The organism is [Micrococcus luteus] ATCC 49442, assembly GCF_010367585.1.
GTDB classification, from domain to species: Bacteria; Actinomycetota; Actinomycetes; order Actinomycetales; family Micrococcaceae; genus Arthrobacter; species Arthrobacter luteus_A.
Genome location: NZ_JAAAXP010000001.1, coordinates 3,575,777 through 3,593,178 on the forward strand (window position 1 = coordinate 3,575,777; position 17,402 = coordinate 3,593,178).

Genomic DNA, 17,402 nt, shown 5'->3' on the forward strand with positions numbered 1-17,402 from the left:
CGTCGCGGGCTACTTTCAAAGGTTAGGTAAGGCTTACTTTGGTTCAAGATAAGTGGACTCGGTCCTGTTCGCAAAATCCGGCCGGTTCGTGAAGGAAGTGTTGCTTGGACTGCGGATGGCGACGCGTTGCCCTCGCCGACGCCGGCGAAACGCTGCCGCGGGGGTGGCGGATATCGCATGAAGCGGGTAGGTAGGTCCCTAGTCGATGCCTTAGGGGTAGCATTCCGGCGTTAATAGATCATTTGTGATATTTTTTAGCCATGAGTCAGGAAACCGCCGAGCACATTGCTGCCACGCTGAAAGACGCCCGCATGGAAAAAAACTGGACCCAGGGCCAGCTCGCCGAGGCGCTTGGAACCAGCCAAAGCGCCATCGCACGGATGGAGCAGGGCAAGCAGAACCTCAGCCTCAAGATGATCCAGCGGCTCGAGACGATCTTCGAAAGGAGCATCGTCAAGGTGGGCAAACCCCAAATGACCCACCTGCGGATCGAGGGTGGCCGCACACTGTCCGGAGCCGTGGATGTCAACAGCAGCAAGAATGCCGGCGTCGCCCTGCTTTGCGCCAGCCTGATTAACCGCGGCACCACCGTGCTGCGCCGCCTCGCCCGGATCGAAGAGGTCAACAGGATCGTGGAGGTGCTGACAAGCATAGGCGTCGAATGCACCTGGCTCAACGACACGGACCTCCGGCTCCGCCGCCCTGCCGTTCTGGACCTTGCCGCCATGGACGTGGACGCCGCCCGCCGTACGCGCAGCGTGATCATGCTCCTCGGCCCGCTCCTGGATGAGTCTTCTGAATACCGCCTGCCGTACGCCGGAGGCTGCGATCTGGGCACCCGCACTGTGGAGCCGCACATGCAGGCACTGCGCCAGTTCGGGTTGTCTGTGGAGGCAACCGCCGGTTACTACACGGTGCAGGCTCCGAAGCCGGACGCCCGGCACCGCTCCTTCGTGCTGACGGAGCGCGGGGACACCGTTACGGAGAACGCGATCATGGCCGCCGCGCACCGCGAGGGAACCACCGTGATCCGCAACGCGAGTCCGAACTACATGGTCCAGGACCTCTGCTTCTACCTGGAAATGCTCGGCGTGCAGATCGATGGCGTGGGTACCACCACGCTGAAGATCACCGGGCGGCCGGTGGTCGATGCCGACATTGAATACTTCCCGTCCGAGGATCCCATTGAAGCGATGAGCCTGATCACGGCCGGCATCGTCACAAACTCCGAAGTGACCATCCGCCGCGTTCCCATCGAATTCATGGAGATTGAACTGGCCACGCTTGGGCAGATGGGCCAGCAGCTGGAGATTTCCGGGGAGTACATGGCGCGGAACGGCCGCACCCGGCTGGTGGATGTGACCACCAAGCCCTCCGAGCTGCGGGCGCCGGAGGACAAGATCCATCCCATGCCGTTTCCGGGGCTGAACATTGACAACCTGCCGTTTTTCGCGGTCATCGCCGCCAACGCCAACGGCCAGACCATGATCCACGACTGGGTCTACGAGAACCGTGCCATCTACCTCACCGAGCTGAACCGGCTCGGCGCGCAGGTGCAGCTGCTGGACCCGCACCGGATCTACGTCAACGGTCCCACCAAATGGCGTGCCGCTGAGGTGGGCTGCCCGCCGGCCCTCCGCCCGGCCGCCTGCCTGTTGCTGGCCATGCTGGCCGCGCGGGGTGTGTCGGAGCTGCGAAACATCTACGTCATCGAGCGCGGCTACGAAGACCTGGCCGAACGGCTCAACACCATTGGCGCCAAGGTGGAGTACTTCCAGGACTAGGTTCCGGGACCGGCCAGGGGCGCAGCCCGTCCCTGGCCGGTCTGCCGCAGCCTTGGCCGCGTGACGCACAATATAGACATGCGAACATTCGGCGTCGAGGAAGAACTCCTGATCGTTGATCCAGAGTCGGGGCTGCCGCTTGCGTTGGCGGATGCCCTGCTCGCGGAGCATCGACTTGCGGCCGACGACGCCCCGGCAGACCAGCAAACGCTGGAAACCCGGAACAAGGCCACCTACGACGACGAAATGGGCTTGAGCGCCGAACTGAAGCTTGAGCAGATCGAGACCCAGACGCGGCCGTGCCTTGAGTACGCCGATCTGCTGCCGCAGATCCGTGCGGGCCGCCTGCTCGCAGACCAGGCGGCCCGGAAGTACGGCGCCCGGGTGGCCGCACTGGCCACCTCCCCGTTTGGTTTGGCGAGCCACACCACCCCGGACCCCCGGTACGCCCGCATGCTGGAGCGGTTTGGCCTGACCGCGCAGGAGCAGCTGACCTGCGGCTTCCACGTCCACACCTACATCGAGTCCGAAGACGAGGGCGTTGCCGTCCTGGACAGGATCAGGGACAAGCTGGCCGTTCTCACCGCCCTGAGCGCCAACTCGCCGTTCTGGATGGGGCTGTCCACGGGGTTCGAGAGTTACCGCACCCAGGCCTGGAACCGGTGGCCCACCTCGGGGCCGTCCGCCATTTTCGGCACGTACTCCCAGTACCGGCGGGTGGTGAGGCGCCTGCTGGACAGCGGCGTGATGCTGGACGAAGGCATGATCTACTTCGACGCCCGGCTGTCCCGGAACCACCCCACCGTTGAGGTCCGCGTGGCCGACGTCTGCCTCCGGGCCGAGGACGCTGCCCTGATCGCCGTCCTGGTGCGGGCTTTGGTGGAGTCGGCCAGCCGGGAATGGCGGGAGGGGGTGGAGCCCGCGCCGGTGCCCACCGTGCTGCTGCGGATGGCGGCCTGGCAGGCGAGCAGCAGCGGCATGGGCGGCGAGCTGCTGGACTTTGGCACCTTCCGGCCTGCCCCCGCGGCGGACGTGGTCCGGTCCCTCGTGGACTACCTGGCGCCCGTCCTTGCCGAGCAGGGCGAGCTGTCTCTGGCCCGCCAAGGCGTGGAGGACATTATTTCGCGGGGCACCGGCTCCGCCGAGCAGCGCCGGGTCCGGGACGCCGCCTTGGAATCAGCGCCCGACGACGGCGGGCTGGGTGCCGTCGTTGCCCACGCCGTGGGTATCACGATGCGGGAAACCTCCGGCCTTCCGGACGTTGATGAGGCACCGGATTTGCTGCGGGTGCGCCAGGTCTGACCTGTCCGTTCGAATCGTCGCTGCCCATTCCCAATGGATCCGCCTGCTGGCTACTATTGGCCAACGGCGCGTCACTGTGCGCACGGAACACCATTTGCGCACGGAATGACAAGGGGGACCATGGAACATCTGACGCGCCGCGGCGCCATGCTGGGATTTGGGCTGGCGGCTGTCCACGCCGGGTTCAGCGCGGCAAGCGCCTCCGCAGCCCCAATTCCTGCCGTCAGCCTCACGCCGGCGTCGGGTCCGGCCGGCACCAGGGTTGCCTTGGCAGGATCAGGATTCCCCAAGTCCGCCGCCGGAACCGTCACCGGCGGCGCAGCGACCGTCACCTTCCAGACCACAAAATCCGGGGCCTTCAGTGCACAGGCCACCATCGCGGCAACAGCCCAAGGCCAGGCCGGCCTGAGTGTCGCTGTTGGCAGGACTGCGGTGACCACTTCCTTCGTTGTCCTCGCCGGCGCCCCTGCTGCCGGCACACCGCTGCTCCGCTTCGGCGTCGCCACTCCCGGTGGAGCGGCGGCGGGGGCGGAGCTTGACGCCGTCGCGGATCTGGTTGGTGAAAGCCCTGGCATTGTCCTGTCCTACAAAGATTTCCGCCAACCTCCTCCCGTGGCGGAACTGGACTCGGTGGTGAGCCGGGGTGCGACGCCGCTGGTCACGTGGGAGCCCTGGATCGCAGGGAGCGGGGTGTCCCAGCCCGCCTACTCGGTGGCCCGGATCGCTGCCGGCGACTTCGACCCCTACATCACCCAGTGGGGAACCACCCTTGCTGCCTGGGGCAGGCCGCTCATGCTCCGGTTCGCCCACGAAATGAACGGCGACTGGTATCCGTGGTGCGAGGCCGTGAACGGAAACCAGCCCGGCGATTACGTCAGGGCCTGGCGGCATGTTCACGATCTGGTCACAGCGGGCGGCGCCGCCAACGTCAACTGGGTATGGGCACCCAACGGCGGCGGATCCGTGGACCCCGCGCTGCTTTACCCCGGGAATGCCTTCGTGGATACGGTGGGCCTGGACGCCTACAACTGGGGGACCACGCAGGCCTGGAGTTCCTGGCAAATGCCCTCTTCCTTGTTCGGACCCCACCTGGCACAGCTCCGCACCATCGCACCGGGCAAGCCGATCATCATTACGGAGACGGCCAGCGCTGAGGCCGGCGGGAACAAGCCGGACTGGAACACGGCCCTGGTTTCATACTTGCGCTCGCAGCCGGATGTCACCGGGCTTGTCTGGTTCAACTTCACCAAGGAGACGGACTGGCGGATTGACAGCAGCCCTGGCTCAGCCTCGGCTCTCGCCGCGGCGCTGGCCGCCCGGCGGTAGCCCGGCCTCCTCATACCGCATCAACTGGACCCCCACGGCAGCCTCCACCAAGTAGAAAACAAGCGGCGGGATGTCCCTGGTTCCCGCCAGGATGATGCCGAACACGGGAACGCCGGCCAGCGCAGTGGCGCCGGTCCAGGGTTTTAGCGGCAGCAGCAGGAGCGCGGGCCCCAGGGCCGCGAGGGCGCCGATATGCAGGACTGCGTAGGTCAGGAACGGCCAGTTTGGACCCCGCCGGTAGGCGAACCTTTCCAGGTCCGCGGCACGCCCGGCGAGGGCAACAATGAACAGCGGTGCACCGGCGAGCAGGGCCCCTGCTGCTCCGGCGGCAAGGTTCTCGGCGGGCCCGGACCGGACGGACCGGGCGAAGCGGACAAACCCGACGGGTACCGCCGCGGTGCCTGCCGCGGCCAGGAACTGACCGGCCACCCAGCGTCCGCGGCCCCGCTGCAGCATCGCCAGCCTGGCTGCCGGGTCCTTCGTGACGTGCACCGTCCCTACAAAGGAGATCCCCGCCAACCAGCAGCAGCTTGCCGCGACGATGACCGCGCCGGCGCGTTTGTAGTCAACAGTCCGGAGAACCAACAGTCCCGCGGGTCACACAGCCCGCGTGGCAGCGGAATCAGACGGTCAGGCGCCTACCGCCAGCCGGATCCCCAGCGTGAGCATTACCACCGCGACGAAGCCGTCGAGGACGCGCCACGAGGAAGGCTTCGCAAAGAAGGGCCGCAGGATCCGGGCCCCGAATCCCAGGGCGCTGAACCAGGCGAGGCTGGCGGCGATTGCGCCCGCGCCGAACAACCAGCGCAGGTCCTGCGTCTGCTGGTTGGCCACCGATCCCAGCAGCAGAACCGTGTCCAGATAAACGTGGGGGTTGAGCCAGGTCAGGGCCAGCACCGTGCTCAGGGCAGCGCCAAGGCCGACGGCGGGCTGCCGTCCTGATGCCGTCAGGGTGCCCGGACGCACTGCCCGGCGCGCGGCCATGACGCCGTACGCCACCAAGAACGCGGCTCCGGCAAACCGGACCACATCCACGATGACCGGGTTGGCCTGCAGCAACGCCCCTACCCCGGCGATGCCCGCGGCGATGAGGACCGCATCGGAAACGCCACAGACGATGACGACGGCGGCCACATGCTCGCCGCGGATACCCTGCCGCAACACAAAGGCATTCTGGCTGCCGATGGCAACAATAAGGGCGAGCCCTGTGCCGAAGCCCAGCGCGGCCGGTGCCAGCAGTCCTGCGAAGTCCATGTCCTCCAATTTAGGGCGGGGCATAGAATTAGGCCAGCTAAATATTCTTACTTCTATTAAGGAATGCTAATGAAGTCCTTCCAGCTGGAGCAGCTTCGGACGTTCGCCGCGGTGGTGGAAGAAGGCACCCTGGAAGCGGCCGCCCGCAGCCTCTACGTCACGCCGTCGGCCATCTCGCAGCGGCTGAAGGCGATGGAGGATGCAGCCGGCCAGATCCTCCTGCAGCGCACCAGCCCGGTCCGCCCCACCACCGCCGGCGAGGCCGTGCTGCGGTTTGCCCGGCAGGTGCGGCAACTGGAATGGGATGCCCGGCAGGAGCTCGACGGCACCGTGGCCACACCCGGCTCGCCCATCCCGCTGGTGGTCAACGCCGACTCCTTATCCACCTGGTTCCTGCAGGCGCTGGCCAGCCTTCCCCCCGACCTCGGCGCCTGCTTTGAACTCCACCGGGAAGACGAACAGCATTCCGCACGGCTGTTGCGCACCGGAGCGGTGATGGCTGCCGTCACCGCAACGCCGGAGCCCGTCCAGGGTTGCAGCGTCGAGCCGCTGGGCTCCCTGCGCTACCGGGCGGTGGCGAGCCCGGGCTATGTGCGGCGCTGGTGGCCGGGCGGCCCCGGGCTGGCAGCCGGCAGCCGGGCGCCGGTGGTGGACTTCGACCGCAAGGACGATCTGCAGACCGGTTTCTTCCGTAACCTGACGGGCGCGGACCTGGCAGCGCCGCGGCACTATGTGCCGTCGTCGGGCGAGTTCGCGCAGGCCATCCGGCTGGGTCTGGGCTGGGGGCTGCTGCCGGAGCAGCAGTGCATGGCCGACGTCGGAAAGGGGGACCTCGTGGAGCTTGCGCCCGGGAAACCCGTTGATGTCGCGCTCTACTGGCAACGCTGGAAGATCGACTCCCCGGTGCTCAACCAGCTGACCGGCGCCGTGCATGCGACGGCCTCCACGCACCTCCGCCAACCCTGAGCCTCCGGTCAGCAGTACCACTCGCCCGCCATAGGCGGGCCGGGAGCGGCGGCGTTCCGGAAAGGCTTTGGCTCGATCAAAGTCACGGCTGAGATCGCCGGCCACATGTGGCAGACCTCGGTATTTCCGGACAGCACGAGCGGCTCGAAATCCGGCGCGACGGTGAGCCACCCGGCGCGGCCCGCCCCTAGGCCTGCTTCAGCGCCTGTTCGAGGTCGCCGATGAGGTCCTCCACATCCTCCAGGCCCACGGACAGGCGCACCACACCGTCGCTGAGCCCGATGGCCGCACGGCCTTCGGGGCCCATGGCGCGGTGGGTGGTAGTGGCCGGATGGGTGATGAGCGACTTGGCGTCGCCCAGGTTGTTGGAGATGTCGATGATCCGCAGGGCGTCCAGCAGCGCGAAGGCGGCATCCTTGCCCGTGCGGCCGCCCGTCGCGGCAAGTTCGAAGGTGAGCACTGTGCCGCCGGCCTTCATCTGCCTGGCCGCGAGCTCGTACTGGGGATGTGATTTCAGCAGCGGGTACTTGACCCAGCTGACGGCCGGCTGCTGTTCGAGCCACTCGGCCAGCCGCAGCGCGGAGGCGGAGGAGTGGTTCACGCGGAGCGACATGGTTTCCAGGCCCTTGGTGAGCACCCAGGCATTGAACGCGGAGAGGGCCGGGCCGGTGTGACGCATGAGCTGCTTGACCGGGCCATTGATGAACTCTGCCGTACCAAGGATGGCGCCCCCCAGCACCCTGCCCTGGCCGTCGATGTGCTTCGTGCCGGAGTACACAATCACGTCCGCGCCGAACTGCCCGCAGCGCTGCAGCAGGGGAGTGGCAAAGACATTGTCGACGACGACGGTGGCCCCGGCGGCGTGCGCCAGCTCGCTGACCGCGGCGATGTCCACAATCTCCTGCATGGGGTTGGACGGCGATTCGAAGAACACGGCAGTAGTGGGTTCCGACAGGGCTTCGCGCCACTGGTCCAGGTCGGGCCCGTCCACAAACACGGTCTCCACACCCCAGCGCGGCAGGATCTCGTTCAGGATCACAAAGCAGGAGCCGAACAAGGAACGCGCAGCAACCACGCGGTCCCCGGCAGCCAGCAGGGCACCCAGGGCGGTGAATACCGCTGACATGCCCGACGCCGTCGCGAAGCACGCTTCGGTGCCTTCAAGCAGGCGGAGGCGCTCCTGGAAGGTGGCCACTGACGGGTTGCCGTACCGGGAGTAGACAAACCGTTCGTCTTCGCCGGTGAAGGCGCGCTCGGCCGCGGCCGCGGACTCGTAGACAAAGCCGGAGTTCAGGAAGACCGGCTCGGTGGTTTCCTGGAAGTTGGTGCGGTCCAGGCCGCCGCGGACTGCCTGCGTGTCGGCGCTCCAGCCGGCGGCTTCTTCGTTGAAGGTCATCTAGCGGCTTCCCAGGTTGGTGGGCAGGCCGCTGTTCTTCCAGCCGTTGACGGTGCGCTCGCCGTAACGGTCCGGCACACCTTCAAAACCCTCCAGGACGTTGTAGGACGTGAACCCTGCCTGCGTCGCTGCAATGGCGGCGGCGACGGAGCGCTGGCCCGAGCGGCAGATGAACAACAGTTCCGTTGCGCTGTCCTCGGGGGCCTGCTGCGTGAGGTCGGTGATGAAGTCGGCGTTGGGGATGCCGCCGGCGAACGTCCATGGAATGAACAGGGGATCGTTGTCCGTGGCCTTTGTGTCCGGAATGCCGATGTGCGCCCATTCGCCTTCGGTGCGGACGTCCACCAAAATGGCGCCCTGCTCCAGCTTGGCCCACGCTTCGTGCGGGGTGAGGTCTCCGGCGTAGCTCATGCGTGGCCCTCGCCGTCGAACTCGAGGTCCTCGCTGGCGGACAGGTCATCCACGGCGGTGGCGACGGCGGCATCCGCGCTGGCGATGGCCGACGGGAGGATAAGTGCCTGCGCGACGATCACCTGGCCGCCGTTGGACGTTGCGGCCGGGCTGCCGTGCAGGACATACCCTTCGGCCAGGGCCGTGGAAATCCGTTCACAGAAGGACCTGTCATCCGGCCCGGTCACAAGCCGGTACGACAGTTTTTCTTCAGGGGCAGGTGCGTCAGACACGACGGATCTCCTTCTCTCACGCTTGCAGCTCGAATGTCGATATGCCGAGTATTCACCTGAGGCACCCCGCCGCGAAAGGGAGGGTTGCCGACCGGCCAGTCAGGGCTTGGCGCCGGTTCTCATTACTCCCCAAAAACGTAACATCCGGGGCACCCGGCTGCACCGCCGCCGTCGTCATGTTCCGTAACCAATCCGGGGCCTCCAGCCCCGGCCAGGGGGCCGGACAATCGAGGCATCGGGAACACGGCGGTGAACCTTGTGACAGGAGCGTGCACGCAGAACCTGGCAGCGGTGCGGTGACGATCAGCAGGCACGCCTGCGAAGACCGATAGAGTTTTCGCGGCGGCACCGGCCGCCAGCACAAAAGCCGTCCTGGGGGAGGGTCCACACCGCTATGCCAACACTCTTCGCAAACAGGGGCGTGCCGCCGTCGGCCGTGCCCGGAGTACGGAGCACTTTGCCGGCCGCCCTTGTTGCAGCCCTGCTCCTCCTGGTCAGCCTGTTGTCCGCGGGCCCGGCCCACGCGGCCCGGCCTGAGCCGGAGGAGGGCAAACCCCTGCTCGGAGCTGTCCTTGAATGGGGCGAGGACTCGGCGGCGGGATTTGCCGAGCGGCTGGGGGCTTCGCCCGCGCTGCTGGACCACGAAATCTCGCTGCCCGTGCGGTCCGGGGAGGAACAGAACGTCCGGGACTTCTTTGACCAGGCTGCAGGGCAGGGGGCCCATGCCATGCTCACCGTGCGCCCCTCCATGGCGCTGGGCCAGGTGGATGCCGCAGCCGCAAGGGCCTTCGCGGCCAAGGCTAAGGAGCTGGCCTCTGCTTTCCGGGGCACGCTGCTGATCCGGTTCGCCCCCGACATGAACTCAAGCTGGGTGGAGTGGGGTCAGCAGCCGGCCGCCTACAAGGAAGCGTTCCGCACCATTGCTGCGGAGTTCAAAACCGGGGACGACGCCGGCACCGTGATGGTGTGGCAGCCGTACCTTGGGCGGGACTACCCGTTTGAACGCCACCGGGACGCCCCCGCCGCCGGGTCCGAGGGATACGCCCTGCTGGACACCAACGGGGACGGAAGCTGGAACGGTGCAGACGCAGCATACGCGCCCTACTACCCCGGCGATGACGCGGTGGAGTGGGTGGGGCTGACGGCCTATCACGATGACACCGGCGGCAAGGCCGCGGTCAATACCCTCCCCGCCGGCGGTGAGCTCACCGCGATGGTGACGCAGGCAGGGAGCGAAAATTTCTACGCCACATACGCCGCCGGCCGGGACAAACCGATGCTCCTGCAGACGGCCGCCTTTTACAGCCCTGTTGCTGGCGGCGCTGCGGAAGCGGACATCAAGGGGGCCTGGTGGGACCAGACCCTCGCGGCCGCCACAGCGGACGAATTCGACCGGATCGCCGCCGTCGTCTGGGACGAACGGACCAGCACCCGTGATACCGGTGTGGTCAGCATCGACTGGCGAATTACCGGCAACGCCGGCATCGCGCAGGCTGCCGGCGACGGTCTGGCCGCGTCCGGCCTGACCACCGGCCCGGTCACTGCTGTCAGCGGAGGGCAGCAGGCTACGCAGGCCAATTCCCTGGCCGGTCCTGCTGCCTGGAGTGTCGGGGCGGCCATGGTGATCCTCCTGATTGCCTTGTGGCAGTTGCCACGGCGCGTAGGCGTGATTTCCGGCTGGGGCTACGGGGATCCGTCCAAGCGGGATTTCAGGGTGGACCTCCTCCGGGGCCTGGCCATTGTTTTTGTGGTGGTCAACCACCTGGGCATGACATCGCTCTTCCAGCTGCTGACCCAGGAAGCGGTGGGGTTCGTTTCCGGCGCAGAGCTGTTTGTGCTGTTCTCCGGCCTGGTGGTGGGGATGGTGTACGGGCCGAGGGTGAGGGACGATTTCGGCAAGGTGGTGGATCTGACGTCCCGCCGGGCCGGAAAGCTGTACGTCACCGCCCTCGCGGTCCTCATCGGTGTCTTCCTGCTCTCGCTGCTGCCCTTCTTCCAGACCGACGCGCTGACCACCTACGTTGACCAGGGCACCGGCGGCGCGGGACACAACGCCGCCGGCCGGACCTATGACCTGTACGCAGGAATGGAAACTCTCCTGCAGTTCCCGGTGCCCGCCCAGGTCCTGCCCGCCATCGTCCTCCTGCAGTTCGGTCCCTGGCAGTTCAACGTGATGGGCCTTTACGTGGTGCTGCTGCTGGCCAGCCCCCTGATCCTCGCCGCGCTCAACCGCGGCAAGGCCCTGTGGGTTCTGGGCGGCACGCTGGGGATCTACGCCGCGGGTGCTGCCACCCGGGTCAGGCTGCTGCCCTCCCAGTTCGAGGACTCCTTCCCGCTCCTTGTCTGGCAGGTCCTGTTTGTGGTCGGCCTGGTGGCGGGCTACCACCGGCGCCGCATCGTCGCCTGGCTGTCGGCGCACCATTGGGTCGTGGTGGCGTCCACGGTGCTGGCGTTTGTTTTCGCCTTCCTGTCCTGGTGCAACCCCTACCTGGCCAACGGATTCGACCTGCGCCTGGCCGTCATTCCGGACACCGCCTACCGGGCCATGTACGACGCCTTTTTTGCCCGCACCTACCTGGACCCCGGCCGGCTCCTCAACGTCCTGGTCCTGGTGGTGGCGGCCTATGCGTTCCTGACCGCGTACTGGAAGCCGGTGGAGCGGGCCCTGGGCTGGTTCCTGATTCCGCTGGGGCAGGCCACGCTGTACGTCTTCATCATGCACGTTGTGCTCATCGCCGTGATCGCCAACATCCCGGCACTGCGGCAGGGCGACATCCTGGTCAATACGGCCGCCTATGCGGTCATCCTGGGGCTTCTCTGGGTGATGGTGAAGAAGCGGGTCCTGTTCGGCATCATCCCCACCTGAGCCGCTGTCCGCTGACCCCTTAAGCCCGCTTACCGGGCGTCAGGCCTTAAGGATCAGGGCCTCGCCCTGGCCGCCGCCGCCGCACAGGGCCACCACGCCGGTGCCGCCGCCGCGGCGTTTCAGGGCGAGGGCCTGGTGCAGCACGAGGCGGGCCCCAGAGGCACCCACCGGATGTCCCAGGGCAATGGCCCCGCCGTCGGCGTTGATTCTTTCGGCGTCGATCCCCAGGTCCTTCGCAGACTGCACCACCACCGAGGCGAAGGCCTCATTGATCTCGATGAGGTCCAGATCTGCCACGGTCAGGCCCTCGAGTTTCAGGGCGCGCCCGATGGCCCGGGAAGGTTGGGAGTGCAGGGAGCCGTCTGGTCCGGCAGTCTGGCCGTGGCTGCCGATCTCAGCGATCCAGCTGAGCCCGGCCGCTTCCGCCGCTGCCTTGCTGGCCACCACCACGGCGGCTGCGCCGTCGGACAGCGGCGAGGAGGACCCGGCGGTGATGGTGGCGGTGTCCGCTGTGGAGAAGGCGGGTTTCAGCGCCGCGAGGGTCTCGGGCGTCGTGCCCGGCCTGATCCCTTCGTCTGTATCAATCACGACGGCGGCGCCGCGGCGCTGCGGGACCTCCACCGGAGCGATCTCCTCGGCCAGGTACCCGGCCGTCCGGGCGGCTTCGGCCCGTTGATGGGAACGGGCAGCGACGTCGTCCTGGGCCTGGCGGCCGATGCCAAGGCGTGCATTGACGGCGTCCGTAGCGGAACCCATCAGCTCGCCGGTGCGGGGGTCCTGCAGGCCGTCAAAGTTCAGCGCATCCAGCAGCGGCGCATCGCCGATGGCAACGCCGCTCCGGAGCCGGGGCAGCAGGTGCGGAGCGTTGGTCATGGATTCCTGGCCCGCTGCGACAATGAAGTCGGCCTCGCCGGCGCGGATCATCCGGGCGGCATCGATCACGGCGGTCAGCCCGGACAGGCACAGTTTGTTGATGGTCACGGCGGGCACGTCCCACCCGATTCCGGCGGCGAGGCTGGCCTGCCGTGCGGGTCCCTGGCCGGCGCCGGCCTGGATGACCTGGCCCACGATCACGGCCTGGACCTGCTCCGGTGCCACGCCCGTCCGGTCCAGCGCATGGCGGATGGCGTGGGCGCCAAGTTCGGTGGACGTCAGCCCGGCCAGGCCGCCGCGGAACCGGCCGAAGGGAGTGCGGGCGCCGCCCAGGATGACCGGGGTGCGGTCGGCGGTGCCGCCGGCTGCTGCTGGGGACGGATCAACCTTGGCGTCGTTGCCCATGATGGTGCCTTTCGGTGGTGCGGTACTGCCAGCATTTCACGATTTCCGGCTGTTCGGCGCGGGTTTACTGACCGTAGCCGACGTTTACCTCAGCGAAATATGAACGGTACAACACCGAAATTGTCACGTCCTTTGATGAAACATTCTGTCCCTACGCTCACTGTTGTAACGCTTCGGTGAAAGGGAAAAAATTGACAGATGCGACTCGCAGGAATTTCCTCCGCTACGTAGGCATGGTGGGTGGCGCCGGGGTTATGTACCAGACCATGGAGGCCATGGGACTTGCCCCTGACTCGGCAACACCGGCGTTTGCCGCCCCCCGGAAGGGCGACGTCAACGGGGCGGGCAAATCGGTGGTGGTGCTGGGCGGCGGAATCGCGGGCCTGACCACCGCCTACGAGCTCGGCAAGGCCGGCTACAAGGTGACCATCCTGGAAGCGCGCATGCGTCCGGGCGGGCGCAACTGGACGGTCCGTGGCGGCACCGAGGAAACCGACCTGAAAGGGGTCACCCAGCGGGCCACCTTCTCCAAAGACCAGTACATGAATGCCGGGCCAGGCCGGATCCCGCAGCACCACATCACCCTTGACTACTGCAAGGAACTCGGCGTCGCCATCGAGCCGTTCACCAACCAAAACGCGGACGGCTACCTTTTCCGCGAGGGCAGCTCCAAGCTCTCCAACACTCCGGTCCGCCACCGTGCCGCCAAGGCAGACGTCTACGGCTACGTGTCCGAACTGCTCGCAAAAGCCACGGACCAGGGTTCGCTGGACAGCTACCTCAGCCCGGCCGACAAGGAAAACCTCATCTCCTTCCTGGGCAACTTCGGCGCCATCGGAGGCAAGGTCCCCGGAAATGCGGCGGCGAGCTACAAGTACTCGGGCAGCGGACGGAAGGGCTACTCCGTGGCTCCCGGAGCGGGCCTGGAAGCCGGCACACCCCTGGCCCCGGATGCCTTGTCCGACGTCTTCGCCAGCGGCGTCGGGAACTACTTCTCGTTCGAATTCGGCTGGGACCAGGCGATGATGATGTTCCAGCCCGTGGGCGGCATGGACAAGATCCCCTACGCCTTCGAAGCAGCCATCGGCAAGGACAAGATTGTGTACGGCGCCAGGGTCCTCTCGCTGAACAACACCGCCACCGGGGTCTCCGTGGACTACACCAACCCCGGCGGCCAGACCAAGAGCCTTGAAGCCGACTTCGCAGTCAACACACTGCCGCCCCACATCGCCGCCAAAATTCCCGGCAACCTCCCCGCCGACGTGCTTGATGCCCTCAAATTCGCCACCCCCAGCGACGCGGGCAAGATCGGCATCGAGTACTCGAGGCGGTGGTGGGAAGAGGACCACCGCATCTACGGCGGCATCACCAACACCAACATCGACCTGGGCAACATGTGGTACCCGTCCACAGGATTTCATGGCCAGCGCGGCACCATGGTGGGCTACTACAACACGGGCGCCAGCGCCCGCGCCTACCAGCCCCTGTCGCCCGAAAAGCGCCTTAGCCGCGCCCTTGACCAAGGCGCGCGCATCCACGGCGACGTATACAAAAAGGACGTCTCGGCGTCGTTCTCGGTTGACTGGGGCAGCACCGAATTCTCCGAAGGCGCATGGGTGGGCTGGCCGTCGCAGACGGATGCCAAGTACGTCAAGCTGCTGGAGCCCACTGGCAACATCTACTTCGCCGGCGATCACCTGAGCCACGCCATCGCCTGGCAACACGGTGCCATGACCTCCGCCAGGGCGGCAGTCACCGCGCTGCACACCCGCGTGGCCGCGGCGGTGGCCGGATGAGCGCCCCGTCCGAACACCGCGACAGCACCCCGACCCCCGGAAAGAAGCCCATGATCCGCCGCACCTCCCTGATCGCAGCCGGCGTTGCCGGCCTGTGCCTCACCGCCACCGCCGCTTTCGCCGGACCGGCCGTTTTCGAGGACCTCACCGCGCCCAAACCGGGAACCACAGTCTCCAACCTGCCGGCCGGCCAGGACAACCCGATGATCGCTTCGGGCGTCGCCATCGGCGCCAACACCGCCATCTACAAGACCAGCGGCCTGGGCCCGTCGGCACTGAACAGCGCGGCGCCCGCCGGCAGCGAACAGCGGTACATCGATACGGCTGTCTTCCCCGGCGGTGTGCTTCCCGCCGGGGTCACCATTACCGAGGCGCAGGGGATCAACGCCCTGCGCCGGATTGGCGAGAACCTCGCGCAGGCAGGATTGGATTACGACGACGTCATCACCATGCGCGTCTTCCTCCAGAACCCTGCCGGAACGGAGAAAGCCGACTTTGACGGCTGGAACCGTGCGTACCGGCAGTACTTCGCAAACACGAGCCTCGCCGATGGATCCCCTGTGAAGGTTCCGCTCGGGTCGGCGGCTCCGGCGGACCCCCTGGTGGTGAACGACGCGAGGCCCTCACGGTTCGCCCTGGAGATCGAGAACCTGCCTGTCAACGGGTGGCTGGTTGAAGTGGAGGTGGACGCAGCCTACCCGGCCCCCTCAGGGAAGTAGGCGGGACAGCAGGAAGGGCCGGGGTGACCCGGCCCTTCCTGCTGTCCTGTGCTGTTCGTTATTCGAAGGATGCGCGGCGGCGGTCCGACAGCCTGGTGTTCCAGACGTCAGGCTTGATGACCTGGAAGCGCCGGCCGGTCAGGGCTTTGACGGTCAGCCGGATGTAGTTGTCCTTGGGGCCGGCCTGCCATGGTTCCAGGCTCAGGGCGTCGACGGCATCCTTGTCGGCCTGATCCTCGATCACCTCAGTGTCTCCGCGTGCCACAACGCTCCAGGCCTCTTCGGTGTGGGGATCGTAGCCGTCAATCTCCAGCGCGGCCGGGCGGGCCGCCTCGGCGCCCCAGAGCTTGGAGCCGCCTGCGGTCCGGAAAACGATGCTCCGGCGGTGCACAACGTAATTCACCGGAAAAATCTCGGGATGGCCGTCCACCACAAGAGCCAGGCGCCCTACAGTGTCGTCTTCAAGCAATTCCCAGCACTGGTCGAAGGTCAGGTTGTCAGCGGGCTGCGTGTGCGAGTTCATGGACCACACCTTACGGATGATCCTGCCTTTGCAACAGGGCCTTGACGAGGGCGTCAAGGATGGGAAGCTGGCCCTTGACGAGCTTGTTCCGGGCCTCCGCTTCACTGACCCACCGGGCGTCGTCGATCTCCGGAAAATCTTGGATGGTCCCCGAGCCTTTCGGCCATTCCAGGGGGAACGTGTTGCTGACAATCCTGGCGGGCTGAAAGTCGGTCTCAGCGGCGAAGACCGTGATGAGCTTCCCGGACGGCTGCCGGAACTCGCCCAGGGAAACGTAGTCAACGGCAGGTGGCGGTGTGCCGATTTCCTCGGTGAACTCCCGCCGGGCAGCCACCAGCGGATCTTCGTCGGGCTGGTACTCACCTTTGGGGAGGGACCAGGAGTGGGCCTGCTTGCCGGCCCAGAACGGTCCGCCCATGTGCGCTATCCAGAGTTCCAGCCCGCCTGCCGGACCGTGCCGGTAGAGCAGGATGCCCGCGCTTCGAACAGGCACGGCGGCCTACTGGATCCCTGCGTACAGCGCGTTCAGTTCGGCAGTCAGCTGTTTCTGCAGGGCCGGCGTACCGATTTCCTTGCCGTCGATGTGGTTCACGGGCGCCAGCAGCCGGATGCTGGAAATCAGCCATACGGCATCGGCGTCCAGCAGGTCCTGCGGCTCCAGCGGGCCGTAGCCCAGCTCCCAGCCCGCCGCCTTCGCTGCGGTGAAGAGCGCATTCTGGGAGGTGCCGGGGAGGATGCCGGTGTCCAGCTGGGGTGTAATGAGCCGGCGGACGGTGCGGGCGCCTGCGCCGTCGTCGACCGTTTCCACGTGGGCCAGCAGGACCGTTGACGTGGGGCCCTCCAGGACGCGGCCGTCGGTGGACAGGAAGATGACGTCGTCGGCCCCTTGCTTGTGTGCGTGCCGGAGCGCGGCCATGTTCACCGCATAGGACAGGGTCTTCGCCCCGAGCAACAGCCACGGTGCGCGTTCGGCGGCGTCACTGTCGTACCCGCGGTCCAGCAGGATGACGTCGATGCCGGCCTCGCGCTGGCGCCGGCTCAGGGCGCCGACCGGAGAAACCTGGACCCAGCACGTGGGGGAGTCGGCACCTTCGGGGCCGCGCGTGGCCACGAGCTTGACCACCACTTCGTCCTCGGCCGCGGAAGGTGCCGGGTGCTGGCTGCGGTGCTCCGCCACGCCTGTGGCGATGGCCGCGCGCCATTGGTCCTGCGCCGGGATCACCAGGTCAAGGGCCTTCGCGGAGCCGCCCAACCGGTCCAGGTGAGCCTGCAGCTTCCGCACGTCACCGCCCACCGCGAGCATGGATTCGAAGATGCCGTCACCGCGGGTGGCACCCTGGTCCGTGGCCATCAGCTGTGGCTGCGAAGCGTCGGCAAGCCGGCCGGCCGGGACCCCAGGGTCAAGGAAAACGAGCACCACGGGAGCAGGAGAAGTCATGGCTCCAGCTTAGTCGGGCCCGGCGCGGCTAAGCTGTGGTTCATTGCCCGGCCGAAACCCGTCCGCCGGTG

17 protein-coding genes and 1 riboswitch are annotated in these 17,402 nt (G+C 67.0%); of the genes, 8 read left to right on the forward strand and 9 right to left on the reverse strand.

The genetic code is table 11. The features are described from left to right. Window positions 1-260: 260 nt before the first annotated feature. The 3 genes from GUV69_RS16270 (at window position 261) to GUV69_RS16280 (ending at window position 4,412) form a co-directional block, all read left to right on the forward strand. Window positions 261-1,784: a UDP-N-acetylglucosamine 1-carboxyvinyltransferase gene (locus GUV69_RS16270; protein ID WP_164204296.1), complete on the forward strand. Its 1,524-nt coding sequence runs from the start codon at window positions 261-263 to the stop codon at window positions 1,782-1,784. 78 nt (window positions 1,785-1,862) lie between these two features. Beyond that, window positions 1,863-3,086, forward strand: a complete 1,224-nt coding sequence (locus tag GUV69_RS16275) for a glutamate--cysteine ligase 2 (protein WP_164206646.1) — start codon at window positions 1,863-1,865, stop codon at window positions 3,084-3,086. A 120-nt stretch (window positions 3,087-3,206) separates the two neighbouring features. After that, a complete protein-coding gene (locus tag GUV69_RS16280) occupies window positions 3,207-4,412 on the forward strand; it encodes a glycoside hydrolase family 26 protein (protein WP_244292749.1) in 1,206 nt (401 codons plus the stop codon). Here the strand turns inward: GUV69_RS16280 and GUV69_RS16285 are convergent. Both GUV69_RS16285 and GUV69_RS16290 read right to left on the reverse strand, forming a co-directional pair. Then, complete coding sequence (locus GUV69_RS16285) at window positions 4,371-4,997, reverse strand: hypothetical protein (protein WP_164204298.1); 627 nt, start codon at window positions 4,995-4,997, stop codon at window positions 4,371-4,373. The genes GUV69_RS16280 and GUV69_RS16285 overlap by 42 nt on opposite strands. A 45-nt stretch (window positions 4,998-5,042) precedes the next feature. Then, a complete protein-coding gene (locus GUV69_RS16290; RefSeq protein WP_164204300.1) occupies window positions 5,043-5,666 on the reverse strand; it encodes a LysE/ArgO family amino acid transporter in 624 nt (207 codons plus the stop codon). Between the two features lie 69 nt (window positions 5,667-5,735). On the opposite strand from GUV69_RS16290, the gene GUV69_RS16295 reads away from it, so the two are divergent. Next, the gene (locus GUV69_RS16295; RefSeq protein ID WP_164204302.1) at window positions 5,736-6,632 is read left to right on the forward strand and encodes a LysR family transcriptional regulator ArgP; all 897 of its coding nucleotides are present in this window, start codon (window positions 5,736-5,738) and stop codon (window positions 6,630-6,632) included. A gap of 30 nt (window positions 6,633-6,662) precedes the next feature. Further along, window positions 6,663-6,857 (forward strand): DUF1905 domain-containing protein, encoded by a 195-nt coding sequence (locus tag GUV69_RS23645; protein ID WP_164206650.1) that lies wholly within the window; start codon window positions 6,663-6,665, stop codon window positions 6,855-6,857. Here GUV69_RS23645 and GUV69_RS16305 read toward each other — a convergent pair. Genes GUV69_RS16305 through GUV69_RS16315 form a run of 3 tightly spaced genes read right to left on the reverse strand, consistent with a single transcriptional unit; the run spans window position 6,820 to window position 8,711 of the window. Beyond that, on the reverse strand, window positions 6,820-8,028 hold the full coding sequence (locus GUV69_RS16305; RefSeq protein WP_164204304.1) for an O-succinylhomoserine sulfhydrylase: 1,209 nt from the start codon (window positions 8,026-8,028) through the stop codon (window positions 6,820-6,822). The genes GUV69_RS23645 and GUV69_RS16305 overlap by 38 nt on opposite strands. Beyond that, window positions 8,029-8,439, reverse strand: a complete 411-nt coding sequence (locus tag GUV69_RS16310; RefSeq protein WP_164204306.1) for a rhodanese-like domain-containing protein — start codon at window positions 8,437-8,439, stop codon at window positions 8,029-8,031. After that, window positions 8,436-8,711 carry a DUF1737 domain-containing protein gene (locus GUV69_RS16315; RefSeq protein ID WP_164204308.1) on the reverse strand — a complete coding sequence of 92 codons (276 nt, stop codon included), beginning with the start codon at window positions 8,709-8,711 and terminating at the stop codon, window positions 8,436-8,438. Before GUV69_RS16315 ends, GUV69_RS16310 begins: the two co-directional genes overlap by 4 nt. 13 nt (window positions 8,712-8,724) lie before the next feature. Next, a riboswitch (SAM riboswitch) is annotated at window positions 8,725-8,838 on the reverse strand. A 267-nt stretch (window positions 8,839-9,105) separates the two neighbouring features. Between GUV69_RS16315 and opgC the strand changes: the two genes are divergently transcribed. Next, window positions 9,106-11,577 carry an OpgC domain-containing protein gene (gene opgC / locus GUV69_RS16320; RefSeq protein ID WP_164204310.1) on the forward strand — a complete coding sequence of 824 codons (2,472 nt, stop codon included), beginning with the start codon at window positions 9,106-9,108 and terminating at the stop codon, window positions 11,575-11,577. 39 nt (window positions 11,578-11,616) lie between these two features. On the opposite strand, the gene GUV69_RS16325 is transcribed toward opgC, so the two are convergent. Further along, the gene (locus GUV69_RS16325) at window positions 11,617-12,855 is read right to left on the reverse strand and encodes an acetyl-CoA C-acyltransferase (RefSeq protein ID WP_164204311.1); all 1,239 of its coding nucleotides are present in this window, start codon (window positions 12,853-12,855) and stop codon (window positions 11,617-11,619) included. 191 nt (window positions 12,856-13,046) lie between these two features. Between GUV69_RS16325 and GUV69_RS16330 the strand changes: the two genes are divergently transcribed. Together GUV69_RS16330 and GUV69_RS16335 are read left to right on the forward strand one after the other, a co-directional pair. Continuing rightward, on the forward strand, window positions 13,047-14,651 hold the full coding sequence (locus GUV69_RS16330; RefSeq protein ID WP_244292750.1) for a flavin monoamine oxidase family protein: 1,605 nt from the start codon (window positions 13,047-13,049) through the stop codon (window positions 14,649-14,651). Next, window positions 14,648-15,370 carry a Rid family hydrolase gene (locus GUV69_RS16335; RefSeq protein WP_244292751.1) on the forward strand — a complete coding sequence of 241 codons (723 nt, stop codon included), beginning with the start codon at window positions 14,648-14,650 and terminating at the stop codon, window positions 15,368-15,370. The genes GUV69_RS16330 and GUV69_RS16335 overlap by 4 nt, the downstream gene beginning before the upstream one ends. Window positions 15,371-15,428: 58 nt before the next feature. On the opposite strand, the gene GUV69_RS16340 is transcribed toward GUV69_RS16335, so the two are convergent. From GUV69_RS16340 to GUV69_RS16350, 3 genes are read right to left on the reverse strand one after another with little or no spacing between them, the layout of a single operon-like run. Next, a complete protein-coding gene (locus GUV69_RS16340) occupies window positions 15,429-15,893 on the reverse strand; it encodes a pyridoxamine 5'-phosphate oxidase family protein (protein WP_164204313.1) in 465 nt (154 codons plus the stop codon). Window positions 15,894-15,903: 10 nt separating this feature from the next. Next, complete coding sequence (locus GUV69_RS16345) at window positions 15,904-16,386, reverse strand: NUDIX hydrolase (RefSeq protein WP_164204315.1); 483 nt, start codon at window positions 16,384-16,386, stop codon at window positions 15,904-15,906. Between the two features lie 6 nt (window positions 16,387-16,392). Next, window positions 16,393-17,331 (reverse strand): aminodeoxychorismate lyase, encoded by a 939-nt coding sequence (locus tag GUV69_RS16350; RefSeq protein ID WP_164204317.1) that lies wholly within the window; start codon window positions 17,329-17,331, stop codon window positions 16,393-16,395. Between the last annotated feature and the right edge of the window lie 71 nt (window positions 17,332-17,402).

Excerpts from the sequence above, each read along its gene's own strand:
- GUV69_RS16305 (WP_164204304.1), bottom strand. The coding sequence starts at position 8,028 with ATGACCTTCAACGAAGAAGCCGCCGGCTGGAGCGCCGACACGCAGGCA.
- GUV69_RS16335 (WP_244292751.1), top strand. The coding sequence starts at position 14,648 with ATGAGCGCCCCGTCCGAACACCGCGACAGCACCCCGACCCCCGGAAAG.
- GUV69_RS16325 (WP_164204311.1), bottom strand. The coding sequence starts at position 12,855 with ATGGGCAACGACGCCAAGGTTGATCCGTCCCCAGCAGCAGCCGGCGGC.
- opgC (WP_164204310.1), top strand. The coding sequence starts at position 9,106 with ATGCCAACACTCTTCGCAAACAGGGGCGTGCCGCCGTCGGCCGTGCCC.
- GUV69_RS16310 (WP_164204306.1), bottom strand. The coding sequence starts at position 8,439 with ATGAGCTACGCCGGAGACCTCACCCCGCACGAAGCGTGGGCCAAGCTG.
- GUV69_RS16340 (WP_164204313.1), bottom strand. The coding sequence starts at position 15,893 with ATGAACTCGCACACGCAGCCCGCTGACAACCTGACCTTCGACCAGTGC.
- GUV69_RS16295 (WP_164204302.1), top strand. The coding sequence starts at position 5,736 with ATGAAGTCCTTCCAGCTGGAGCAGCTTCGGACGTTCGCCGCGGTGGTG.
- GUV69_RS16290 (WP_164204300.1), bottom strand. The coding sequence starts at position 5,666 with ATGGACTTCGCAGGACTGCTGGCACCGGCCGCGCTGGGCTTCGGCACA.
- GUV69_RS16275 (WP_164206646.1), top strand. The coding sequence starts at position 1,863 with ATGCGAACATTCGGCGTCGAGGAAGAACTCCTGATCGTTGATCCAGAG.
- GUV69_RS16270 (WP_164204296.1), top strand. The coding sequence starts at position 261 with ATGAGTCAGGAAACCGCCGAGCACATTGCTGCCACGCTGAAAGACGCC.
- GUV69_RS16350 (WP_164204317.1), bottom strand. The coding sequence starts at position 17,331 with ATGACTTCTCCTGCTCCCGTGGTGCTCGTTTTCCTTGACCCTGGGGTC.
- GUV69_RS16280 (WP_244292749.1), top strand. The coding sequence starts at position 3,207 with ATGGAACATCTGACGCGCCGCGGCGCCATGCTGGGATTTGGGCTGGCG.